At 46.1% G+C, this 12,499-nt stretch carries 8 protein-coding genes; 1 reads left to right on the forward strand and 7 read right to left on the reverse strand.

From position 1 onward, the window contains the following. Window positions 1-54 precede the first annotated feature (54 nt). The 7 genes from U2P89_RS02205 to U2P89_RS02235 form a co-directional block, all read right to left on the reverse strand. On the reverse strand, window positions 55-1,809 hold the full coding sequence (locus tag U2P89_RS02205) for a glycoside hydrolase family 66 protein (RefSeq protein ID WP_322190496.1): 1,755 nt from the start codon (window positions 1,807-1,809) through the stop codon (window positions 55-57). Window positions 1,810-1,867: 58 nt separating this feature from the next. Next, window positions 1,868-3,310, reverse strand: a complete 1,443-nt coding sequence (locus U2P89_RS02210) for a SusF/SusE family outer membrane protein (protein WP_322190497.1) — start codon at window positions 3,308-3,310, stop codon at window positions 1,868-1,870. A 20-nt stretch (window positions 3,311-3,330) separates the two neighbouring features. Continuing rightward, the gene (locus U2P89_RS02215) at window positions 3,331-4,818 is read right to left on the reverse strand and encodes a RagB/SusD family nutrient uptake outer membrane protein (RefSeq protein ID WP_322190498.1); all 1,488 of its coding nucleotides are present in this window, start codon (window positions 4,816-4,818) and stop codon (window positions 3,331-3,333) included. A 5-nt stretch (window positions 4,819-4,823) separates the two neighbouring features. Continuing rightward, the gene (locus U2P89_RS02220) at window positions 4,824-7,859 is read right to left on the reverse strand and encodes a TonB-dependent receptor (RefSeq protein ID WP_322190499.1); all 3,036 of its coding nucleotides are present in this window, start codon (window positions 7,857-7,859) and stop codon (window positions 4,824-4,826) included. 285 nt (window positions 7,860-8,144) lie between these two features. After that, a complete protein-coding gene (locus U2P89_RS02225) occupies window positions 8,145-9,833 on the reverse strand; it encodes a DUF6377 domain-containing protein (protein WP_322190500.1) in 1,689 nt (562 codons plus the stop codon). A gap of 164 nt (window positions 9,834-9,997) precedes the next feature. After that, entirely contained in the window at window positions 9,998-11,407 is a 1,410-nt protein-coding gene (rlmD, locus tag U2P89_RS02230) for a 23S rRNA (uracil(1939)-C(5))-methyltransferase RlmD (protein WP_322190501.1), read from the reverse strand. Between the two features lie 103 nt (window positions 11,408-11,510). Then, window positions 11,511-11,894, reverse strand: a complete 384-nt coding sequence (locus tag U2P89_RS02235) for a hypothetical protein (RefSeq protein WP_091909925.1) — start codon at window positions 11,892-11,894, stop codon at window positions 11,511-11,513. Window positions 11,895-12,020: 126 nt separating this feature from the next. Here U2P89_RS02235 and U2P89_RS02240 point away from each other — a divergent pair, with 126 nt between their 5' ends. After that, window positions 12,021-12,233 carry a hypothetical protein gene (locus U2P89_RS02240; protein WP_076931684.1) on the forward strand — a complete coding sequence of 71 codons (213 nt, stop codon included), beginning with the start codon at window positions 12,021-12,023 and terminating at the stop codon, window positions 12,231-12,233. Window positions 12,234-12,499 lie beyond the last annotated feature (266 nt).

Here is a 12,499-nt window from a genome sequence, read left to right on the forward strand (position 1 = left end):
TAACTAAACTTTCGCATGTGTCTATTAAAGTGTATACATACAAAAGTTGAATGTCTAATACTCGAGGACGATCATGTCCCAATATTTCAATGACGGAAGCGTGAGCGTGATTTCGTTGCCTACTTGCGTGAAGTCAAGCGTACTGGATACTCCTCCGTTCAGATCGGGGGAAGCGAACCAGGCATTTTTCACCTGATTGTCCACGGTGATTATAATCTCTGCATCGGTGATGGTCGCAGGTTCTTTCTGGGTGCCGTTGGTATCTCTCCAATCCATGGAATTGGCATCGGAAAAATTAATAAGATGGACTACATCCTTTCCGCCAATTTTTTTGCCGGAAACTGCTACTGCTCCCTGCGATGCCGGCCAGTTCTCTACCCGGATATTTTCGTCGGCTGATTTCACTTCAAATGAAGCAAATGTACCACCGTCACGCAAAAGGTTCTGGTAAGCCGTAAGAAAATCGTAATAACGAATCAAGTCCTGCCTCAAGTCGCTCTTCATCTGCAGGTTCGAATTCGGGAAGTATTCGTTTGCCAGGTAATGTTCACCCAATTCAAGATGTGCGCCTCCGAAAGAGAATATCACCGCGTTCGCCAGCAACACACCCGGTGCATTTACATATCCGGAACTGTTCGACCGGGCATAGTTGATATAAGCGGCAAGTACCGTTTGTTTCCGGTTATCCGAGTAGGCGTTGTTGTCAAGGATCACCTGCGCCAGCTGTTCGAAAGTCTTGCTTTCATCCCACACTTCGGTATAGAGGAAATCAACATCGGCCCGGGCAATATGGTTTTGCCCGTATTGGCTGACCGCGTTCATCACCAACCGTTTGCCGGGATCGGCCTGTTTCATGGCAGCAATGAAGGGAGCATACGTTTCATTCAGTCTCACCTCGTTGCCGTCATAATCATATACCGTTCCCCTGTTACCCAATTGATCTATATGATAGCCATCAAAAGCGAATACACTGTACACATCTTTGTGGCGTGCGGCTAGATAAGCCTGCCATTCAGGGTTGGCGGGATTGGTCAGGTAAATGCTGCTGCGGAAAGGTGGATCGAGGTGGTGGTTGTCCTTTTCAGAACGATTGGTATCCCTGAAAATATACCACTCTTCTTTTACCCCATCCGATGCGGCATTGCTCAAGGCGCCAAACGCCAGATTATAAAACATCGCTTTCATTCCCCTGCCATGTGCGGCATCGATATATCCTTTCACTGTGGAGAGATAATTGGGCCGCCCGATAAGGTCGGGCCACGACACCAGCGGATTCTCCGCAGTGCCGGCCAATGGCCGGTGATGATCATACATCCAGTCGTAGAATTGGATCCCGTTGATACGGTAACGGCTCAATGTCTCAATATTCCTTGTAATCTGATCTGTGGATATATTTCCGTAAGAAGAGAGAAAACCGTAACGGGGAAATTTCGTCCAGTCGGAAGAGACATCCACAGCTATGCTCTGATAGATCTTTTCACCGTCTCCCTCAGTTTCGTAAATATCGACCAGATATCCTCTGAAATCTTCGGACGGTGCTGTCCACGACCATGATGTTCCCGACAGATTTTCCTCCTTTATCACTTCTCCCAGATGCGAATAACGTACTTTCAGGTTACCGGAAGGTCTTTCTTTCAGGGTGAAATGGACAGTTTCCCCGGGTTTATATACCGCTTTATCGGTAGTGACACCGATATTCAGATAAGTATCACCGTAGGTGATCGGGTTGTTTTTCGTGTCGTAATAATCCTCGCATGAAGCGAATATCAGTGAACAAGCAACAAATATATAAGTAATTTTTTTGATCATAATCTTTTTTAGGGATCCGCCATACCGGATTCAAAGTATGGCAGATCCTTCGGTTTGTTTATTGTTTCTTAATAGTAACTGTTTCTTTTAACTGATCGAGTTCGATCTGATATGTTCCGGCTTCCGTTATCCTCCATTTGTAATCGACTCCGGCTCCCGGATAATTATACAGCATTTGTTCTTCCTGCCCGGTCGGCGTTTTATCCGCTTCGCTTGCAATGAACCATGCACCGTTCCAGTCGTCTTGTTTATCGCAGGTAAACTTCAACTCTCCTCCCTTCAAGGCTCCGGTCCATGTGAACTTGTACGGATCAGCGGTGGCCGTCATTGCGGTGGCATTACCGATATCCCAGCCGTTGGGCGTTGCATCACCCACAAGGTATATCATTGTGAACGGCGTGAACGGAACGATATCGATCTTCATATCACGTGTATCCAGCTTGATTTTATATACGCCTCCCGTAATATTCCATTTATAATCAGGATCGCCGGCCCATTTATCCACATCGAGGTCTGTACCTTCAGGTGTCTGGTCGACAGCGGGACGGAAAAAGATCGCATCCCAGTTTCCTGCCGCGGTACCGATCTTGAATTCACCGCCAGCCGAAAGGTCGGCATTGTAATGAAACACGAACGGGTCGAGCGGGCTCACGGTCATCGGTTCAAAATTCCATCCGGTAGGATTTCCCACAAACCACAGTTCACTGTATTCCGGCCCTTCTCCCCTCACGATGCTGGCGGCCAATGTGATCAGGTTCACCGTTACAGTGTAGGTTCCGGGCTCAGTTATTTCGAACTGCTCATCATAAGGGTCATCGTCGCTTTCACGCAAGTAAAGCTTGCTATCGCTCTCCCCTTTGTTATACGAGGGAACAAAGTCGCCCAAGGTGGTGATGAATTTGAATTTACCCGACGAAAGCGACCCGGTCCATGTAAAGCCTTTGGCCACATTGTTGACAGGACGCATTTCAGTGGCATCGTCGGCACTCCATCCGTTGGGTGTGGCGTCACCTATCAGATAGAGTGTTTTGGTGATGGGTTTGTGCGTCTTCACTGAGATACGCTGCACGTTAGAAGTCTCGGGTTCGACACCCTCTGCTGCAGTTGTTGCGATAACACGGGCTTCCAGAACGGTTTCCTCATTTACGGCAATCCCGAAATCGTTAAGCAGGATATCATTCAGTTCTTCATTTCTGTATGTTTTTTCGTATACTTCCCTTCCCAGGTCGAGGGATATGCCGTCGGCAAAGTTATTGCCCTGCACATCCATTTGAAACGTGTAGCTGATGGCTGCATGGGTTCCCTGATTGGACCCGGTCGTCCACGTTAATTTCAAGGCTTCCGTTGCCGGATTGGTGGCATCGAGTTCGATTTCAGTATTTGACGCGGTGACTTCCAACGGAGTATCCCCTTTATCCAGTTCCATATAATTATCGTCGGTGCACCGGATAAGAAGTGCGGACAGCAACGATAGGATGAATAATAATCGATATGTTTTCATAATTCAGCTCGTTTTCGATATTAGTACCCTTGATTCTGCGTTAAATTAGGATTGGCATCCCTTTCCCTTTGTGGGATAGGAAACAGAAGGTGCTTCCGCGCCGCATTGATTTTCCCGATAGAGTGCAGGAAATCCAGCGCGTATTGGCCGTTATCCCAGCGGATCAAGTCGAACCAGCGGTGTCCTTCGAATGCCAACTCGATACGGCGTTCATGCCTTATCTTCTCCCTCATCTGTTCAGCCGACAGATTTTCCACATCGCTCCGGTCGGTCAGGCCGGCCCTCCTGCGTACCTGATACAAAGGCTCTTCGGCTTCTTCGGTCCTTCCCAACTCATTCAATGCTTCGGCTTTCATCAGCAACACATCGGCAAAACGCAACACCACGATATTTGCCGAATTCGTATTGTAATCGGGAGAAACGGACAGTGGCACAAGGAATTTACGGACATTGTATCCGGTATTCGACATGGTGGCTTTATAGGATTTGCCGTCGAACGCGGGCCCTCCCTCGTACAAAATGGTTTTGTCTTTACGCAGATCGCCCACTTCGTACTGGTCCACAAACTCTTGGGTCGGTTGGTTCCAGCCGTATGCGCCGCCTACCCATCCGGTATTGCGCGGTCCCATATAGGTGCTTAGCCAGTTCGCTTGGTTTTCATCATCCCAGAACCCGGCCTTGGTCAGTCCGTAATATTGCACTTCAAACAGAGACTCGGCCGTATTTTTATGCCTTTCCTCGCCACCGAAGCAATCGCTGTAATCGGGGTTGAGGGTATACCCGAGGCTCTCTACCAATTCACTCATTTGCAGTGATTCTTCATACATCCCCAGGGTGAGATACACCTTGGCCAGCATTCCGGCGGCAGCTCCCCTGGATGCGCGACCGACGTCGCTCCCGGAGTATTCCTCCCTGACAGGCAACAGCTCGATGGCATCCTTCAGGTCGGGAATAATCACTTCGTTATAAATGGTCATCTTGTCGGTACGTGCCGGCAACAAGTCGTCTCCGGGCTTCGGTGTGGAAACCGTCATCGGGACATCCCCGAATAGCTGTACCAAGATGAAATAATAGTGTGCCCGAAGGAATTTGGCTTCCCCGATGGACCGGTTCTTCAACGATTCGTCGATATCCATTTCCGGCACGTTTTCCAATACCGTGTTGCAATACAATATCCCGGGATTGGGGCCCCGCCAGATATCGAGCGCCGCCGCGTTATCCGCGGTAGCCACGAAGTTCGCCAGGGTCACCGTTTCTATGCCATCGGTTCCACCGCCGGCACCCACTTCACTGTTCCCAGCGATAATATCGAGTGTCCACATTCTCATGTTATATAACTTTGGGCGCTGTAGCGGTTGATACGCCCCGTTTACCAACGCTATCGCCGATGCCTCGTCTGTAAGCGCTTCGGCACTGGGATCTTCATAAGGGACCTTGTCCAGAAAATCGGAACAGGCTCCGAACAATGTCAACAGGGATATAAGTCCTATATAGTATATTTTCTTCATAATGTTTAAAATTGAATGTTTAACCCCAAACTGACGGTACGTGTCACCGGATAAGTGCCGAGATCGACACCTCCCGCTCCTACTTCGGGATCGAAGCCCGAATATTTAGTAAGCGTGAACAGGTTCTGGCATGAAAGATAAATACGCGCCATACTCAATTGGGCTTTTCCTGCAACCGACTGCGGCAACCTGTAACCCAACGTGAGATTCTTCAAGCGAAGGTACGACCCGTCTTCAATAAACCGGTTGGAGTGACGCGCGTTTTGGTTGGGATCGCTATACACCGCGCGGGGGATGCTATTACTTGTTCCTTCACCGGTCCAGCGATCCAGCACTTTCCTCGTTTGGTTCTGGGGAACCGACATGCTTTCTTGCCATATCCTGTTGGCATTGTAAATCTCGTTCCCGGCCACGCCTTGGAAAAACAGTTGCAAATCGAAGTTCTTATAGGCGAAACTGTTGTTTAGCGAGAACGCCCAATCAGGGAAAGGGTTGCCGATAAAGGTGCGGTCATCGGCATTGATCACGCCGTTATTGTCCAGGTCGCGAAATTTAATATCGCCGGGCGCTGTTCCGCCGGCTACCTGCACCGCGTAATTATCCACTTCCTGTTGATTCTGGAAGATACCGTTGGTCACGTAGCCGTAGAAAGCATTCACCGGCCTTCCCTCGGCGCTGACCTGCACTTTGGTCATGTTTATATCGCCGCCGGTAAACAGGGCAATCCCGTCATTCATTTTCACCACTTTGTTCTTGTTGTAAGAAATATTGAAATCGGTGTCCCACTCGAACTCGCCGGTAAGGTTCCGTGACGAGATGGTCAATTCAACCCCTTTGTTCCGCACCTGTCCGGCATTGATGCTCGGCACGTAAATGTCGGAATAACCGGTGGTAATGGGTACGGACATCGGCACCAACATATCGCTCGTATTTTTCAGGTAGGCATCCAATGTCAGGTTAACGCGCTGATTGACCAGCGCGAGATCTACCCCGGCGTTGAATTGCTTCACAGTCTCCCATTTCACATCCGGATTGGGCATTACCAGCGGATACAATGTGGAAACCGGTGTGCCGTTGAACACGTACTGCCCCGTTCTCAGGCGGGTGTAGTAGGCATAGTTGTCGATGCCGTCTTGGTTTCCCGTTTCACCGTAACCCGCACGCACTTTGACATCATTCACCCATTTACCGGTATTGAAAAAAGGCTCTTCCGATAACCGCCACGCGGCCGAGAAAGAGGGGAATGTCCCCCACCTGTTCTCTTTGGAAAACCGTGAAGAACCGTCGCGACGGATGGTCGCGGTGAAAAGGTATTTATTGTCGTAATTGTAATTGGCCCGCCCCATGAACGAAAGGACCGCCCAGTCATTTTTCGATCCGCCCACTGTCGGGTCGGTAAGCCCGTTATTCAACTGATTGTTACTGTCGCTCAAAAAACCCTGCACACTGGCGCTCATCCAGTTGAACACATTGTTCTGGGCGCTGGAACCGATCATCACGTTAAGATTGTGCTTGTCCTCAAATGTATCGATGTAGGTAAGCGTATTATCCCACAAATAGGTAAGGCTTTTGTTTGACGATTCGTATAACGACGACTGCGGCTGCGGAATGGGCTTCCAATCGTATTTGGGACTGAAACTGTTGTTGTCCCAGAACTTGAAGTCGATGCCGCCCAACGACTTAAACGTGAGTTTATCAACCGGCTTTATTTCGGCGAATATATTCCCGAGCACATTGTATCCGTTGGTCCTGTTCCGGCTCAGCGACGCCGTACCGATCGGATTACGGATGTCGCCATACTGGTGGGCCGGATCCCCAGGTCCGGAATACGAACCATCCTCGTTATAAATAGGCTGGGTAGGCAACGAAGCCATTGTTGAGCGAATATCGTAAGAGCCTTGTTTTTTTATGTCATGGCTCAACGTGACGTTGTTCCCGAATTTTATCCACGAACGCACATTCGATTCACTGTTGAACTGCACCGTATAACGGCGGTACGAAGTATTAAGCACGATACCGTCCTGATCGAGCACTCCGCCCGACACATAGTAATTACTCTTATCGCTCCCTCCTGAATAGGAAACGGTGTAGTTCTTCATCCATGCCGAACGGAACAGTGCTCCCAGCCAGTCGGTACCTTCCCCCCACACTGTCGGGTCCGCAAAATCGGGACGTTGGGCAAGCGGTGAGGAAGCAAACCGGTTATAATTGGCAATCATCTCGTTATGCAACGAGGCAAATTGTGTGGCATTGAGCATTTGAGGCATATTGGTCGCGGTTTGCACTCCCCAATTCGCGCTGAACGAGATGGAGCCATCCCCTGATTTTCCCTTCTTGGTGGTAATCAATATCACGCCGTTCGCCCCGCGGGAGCCGTAAATTGCCGTTGCCGAGGCATCCTTGAGCACGTCCACCGTTTCCACGTCCTCCATGTTCAGGGCGTTGATCCCCAAATCGGTGGGCACACCATCGATAACCAGCAGCGGCTCGCTGTTATTGATCGTGCTGATTCCCCGGATACGGAAGGACACGTTATCGCCCGGTTTACCGGAGGAAATAACCTGCACGCCGGCTGCTCGTCCTTGAAGGGCTTCCCCGATGCTGGCCACCGGCTTGTCCCTCATTGACTCACCGGAGACCGACGCCACGGCACCCGTGAGGTCCCTCTTTCGCATCACGCCATACCCTACCACCACCACTTCATCCAGCAGTTGGGTATCTTCTTGCAACAGAATAGAAAAATCGGTTCTTCCTTCCACCGGAATATCCTGTGATTGGTAACCGATATAAGAAACAGTTATCACCGCGGATTCAGGCACCTCCAGAGAGAAATTACCATCAATATCGCTTACCGTACCGACCGTGGTTCCCTTGACTAAAACAGAAGCCCCGATCACGGATTCACCCTGTTTATCGGTGATTTTTCCAGAAATAATTTTCCGATCTTGAGCCGACAGGTTAATACTGAATAGCGCGCACAATACCCATAAAAGTACCTTGCATGCCATCGGCCCGTTGAATAATTTTTGTTTTTCCCACATGTTAAAAAATTTAGAAATAAAAAAATACAAAAGGTTATAGTCACATTTATACCTCACTTACATTAGCCGTTTTTCACATCCGACCAATTAAATTTTCATTGCTCTCATTTAACTTTAACGAAATAGTGGCATCAAGATAATGAACAATAACATTGGCAAATGTAAAAGATGAAGTAGCGAAAAAAAAATCAGGATAGTTAACATATAGATGAAGGAACAAGAATATCAACTGTATATCAAGTCAATACTTAAATATAGAGGTGTAAAAAAGTAGATGATATATATTCAGATTTTCTGTATAACACCAATTTTCATCACTAAATTTTCGAATTGATCACGGGGTACGGCTGCTTTATTTCGTACTCTCGTACGATAATTATAGATGGTGTTTGCCGAATAATGCAAGAAGTTGGCAATACGCGAACTGTCTGTTATACCCAACCGGATCAGCGCGAATATACGCAATTCAACGTTCAACAATTCATTCGGCTTCAGATTGAATCGCTCTTCCTCAAGCAACAGGGAATTGAATTCCTCCACAAAATTAGGATAAAGATGAAGAAAGATGTTATCAAACAATTTATAGAGCTCTCTCAACTCCTGATCGATCATATCGTGCGATTTCAGCATCCTGAAAAGTTCATCGAGTTTTCGTTCGACCGCTTTGTTATTGAGCGTATTCTGGTATTTCTCCAATTTATTGATATAAGTTGAACAAAGGTCCAGAAAATGGCCGATATAGGTTTCCTTGATCTCGTTGGATTCGGACAATTCATCGTTTACATCCGACAATTTTCTATTCGTTCTGTTCAATTGATCGACAGTATGTTGCAAATCATTATTCAGGTCATTCAGCTTCAGATTCGTTTGATACAGTTCCTTTCTTATCCGGGCGATCTTTTTCATCTGGCGATAGACATAGATAACAGCGATGATGAGGAACAGTGACAAGAGACTCACCAAAACAAGGAAGAGTTGCAGTTCTGACTGCTGATTCCTGACTTTTTCCTGATATGCTGAGTCGATGATCGGAAGTATTTGTGAGATTTCATACGTCCGTAAGCGGGCATTGCAAAACATGGCATCTTCCATCGACGATCTGATGCAATCATAAGCCCTTTCGATATTGCCGGTTTCAAATAGTGTAACGGCCAACGCCTGCATCGATGCGTTTTCCTTGATCGCATTCTTGATATCGCAGATAGCTGATATTGCATAATAAGTGATTTGATTATGAATATCCCCTTCTTTCCGGTATATACTTGCCAGGGCATACGTCAAAACAGCTTTTTCATGCGTTTCTTCTTCCGATTGATCGATAAGATCCTGTAAAATTTGTTTTGACTCAGCCAACCGGTTCTCATCAGACAGTTTTTCGGCATAGACGATCTTGTAATGGTTGGATTCTTTATCCAGCACACTCAATAATGAGTCCCGATACAGGCTGCTCTTTCCGGTATGTATATCAGCATTGGGATTGTTGTAAGAATAACTCCGGTACAACTGTTTATAGTTGTCATAATATTTTATCAGGAGTTCACCGGAAAGTCCGTTTTTATCTATATTTTTCAGGATATCCAATGCTTCGATGTATATTCCCGCGATAATGTACAAAGAGGTCAGGTCGAGCTTCGATTCATTGATCCTTTCCGGATCATCCATTCTCCCGGATATTATTACATTCTGCTTTGCATAATAAATAGCCGAATCGGATATATATGTTTTGTATTCGTTGAACAATTGCAGGTTGATTTCATACCGCTGTACATCACTTATATTGGGCGTTTGCAACATCTTTTTTACTGATGATATCCGGTCCTCTTTCTCCGACATAAATATCTCTTTATTCTCCATCAGGCCGTATAACGTCCTGAGCACCTCCCCCTGTTGTGGTTTCCCCCCAAAAGCAATCCTGACAGGAAAAACAAGGAAAGCAGCCCAAAACAGTATAACGATTGATCTACGAGTATTCATAAAATTAAATTTTAGAATCAAGAACCAAGATACGAGAACCAAGACAATTAAATTAATAATTAAAAGTGAATTTTCTTAGAAACGAGGGCAGAGACAAGTTTACTTGCGCTATGCCGAGTGACGACAGAAAATCTACATAGTGAAGAGTGAAAAATTAAAAATGATTATCTTTTCTCCAACAGCACCACATTCTCCACATGATGCGTGTGGGGAAACATGTCGACAGGTTGCACACGGGTAACCCTATAGTGGCTGTCGATCAGGCTCAGGTCGCGCGCCTGTGTGGCGGGGTTACAGCTTACATATACAATCCGTTCCGGGGCTGCCAGAAGGATCGCATCAATCACATCATTATGCATCCCGGCACGGGGCGGATCGGTGATAATCACATCCGGGCGTCCATGCTCAGATATAAAATCGGCAGTAAGCACATCTTTCATATCACCGGCATAAAAGAGGGTGTTATCAATTCCGTTCAAACGTGAATTCTCATGTGCATCATGAATAGCTTCAGGAACATATTCTATCCCCACCACCTTTTTGGCATTCCGCGCCACGAAATTGGCAATGCTGCCGGTACCGGTGTAAAGGTCGTAGACCGTCTCCTTTCCTGACAATTGTGCAAAATCACGCGCTACTTTATAAAGATTATACGCCTGTTCGCTATTGGTCTGGAAAAACGATTTGGAACCGATTTTGAATTTAAGCCCTTCCATCTCTTCGTAAATATGATCACGTCCGCGCCATACAATCACTTCCTGATCAGTGATCGTATCGTTGGCTTTTTGGTTGACGATATAGAGCAATGAAGTGATTTGCGGAAATTCTCCAGCAATAAAATTCATCAGTTTCTCTCTTTTCTCCGGATCATCTTCATAAAATACCACAATCACCATCCATTCTCCAATGGAACTGTTGCGGATGATGAGCGTACGCATCAGTCCCACCTGGTTGCGAAGGTCGAAAAAGGTGTAACCGTTCTCCAGGCAAAACTCCCGGACTGCATTCCTGATCTGGTTGGAGAGATCATCCTGCAGCCAGCATTTATCGATATCCAACACCTTATCGAACATGCCGGGGATATGAAAACCCAGCGCATTCATATTGTCAAACGTCTCATTGCTTACGATTTGCGCCTCAGTCAGCCACTTTTTATTGGAAAAAGTGAATTCCAGCTTATTCCGGTAAAAGGTCGTAGCGGGTGCACCCAAGATAGGGTTAATGCCGGGCAGGTCGATTTTCCCTATCCGCTCAAGGTTATCCGTCACCTGCCGGTGCTTCTGCTTCAACTGCTCGTCATAAGGCAACATCTGCCACTTACAACCGCCACAGACTCCAAAATGACTACAAAATGGCACCGTTCTGTTTTCTGCATATTTTTCAATGCGTACCACCCTACCCTCTGCAAAACTGTTCTTTTTCCGTGTCAACTGAATATCCACCACATCTCCGGGCACTGCAAAAGGTACGAAGACAGCCATGCCGTCTACCCTGGCAATCGCCTTACCCTCGGCAGCCACATCAGTAATCAGTATATTTTCCAGAAGGGGTAGTTGTTTTTTCTTTCTTACCATCTTGTCCATTGTTTTGAGGCACAAAGATAGTGAAAGCCGAGAGCAGTGCCAAACTTGTTTGAGCAGTGCCGAACCGCATCCTATGTTCTCTAAAGATAAAAAGTTATTTGTCGGTTTTTTTATAACTGGTTAAATTCTCAATGGTGCGTTGCTGTGAATCGATAATATTGATTAATTGCCGGTTGATATCAGTTTCATAATGAGCCTCCGGTTCTGTGATCACTTGATTGCTTTTATCATGTCCCTTTCTCATTTCTCCTCTGCCGGTGATCAACCAATCCGGATTTAACCAATCAATTGATTGGATGATTTTTAATAATATCTCATATCCGGGATAGCTTCTTCTATTTACAACAATATTCCTGACAGTTTGATCTTTTGATCCGATTTTTTTCGCAAATTGTGCAGGTACCCCATTACACTCAATTTCAATAATTTGAGCAATTCTGTCAAAAATAGTTTCATTTTCCATAGAAAAAGCAATCATTTTATTTGCTTATATCAATAATATTATTGATATTTGCAAAATGAAATAAATTACTACAAAGTAAACGTTTTTATTTCACTTTTGAAATAGCAGGAAAACGCTATTTCCTTAACTAATACATAAAAAATGGAAAGAAATTCGTTTCAGAAAGGACTCGGGCAAGTACGGGTAAAAGATTTGGCTGAAGTTAAGGCTAAATTAATGCAGGCGCTTGGTATTCGCACACCGCAGGGACTCGGGTATCGTATCCGGGGCGTGTATTCCCTGAAGGTACACGAAAAGGAGCTAATAGAATCTATCTTCGCTGAATATGGAATTAAGGATATTTGGGGTTCGTAGAACATGTCTTGCAAGTATAAGGAAACCACACGCTTCAATCCGCCATTCAGATAAACAGAAGAAAATACATATATCGCTCCTTTAAAGGAACAGGATCATTATAACTTCCATACACTGATAAAAAATCAATAAAGTATGGATGAGAAAGGTAAACTAATCACATGAAAAAGAAGAATCAAGCCAGTGAAAAGTGGCTCGAGATTATTATTTATGGCTCTATAACAAATAGAGTGGGTAATCAAATTTCAGTTTAGCTGTCAGGAAAT

The organism is Proteiniphilum sp. (assembly GCF_034331125.1).
GTDB classification, from domain to species: Bacteria; Bacteroidota; Bacteroidia; order Bacteroidales; family Dysgonomonadaceae; genus Proteiniphilum; species Proteiniphilum saccharofermentans.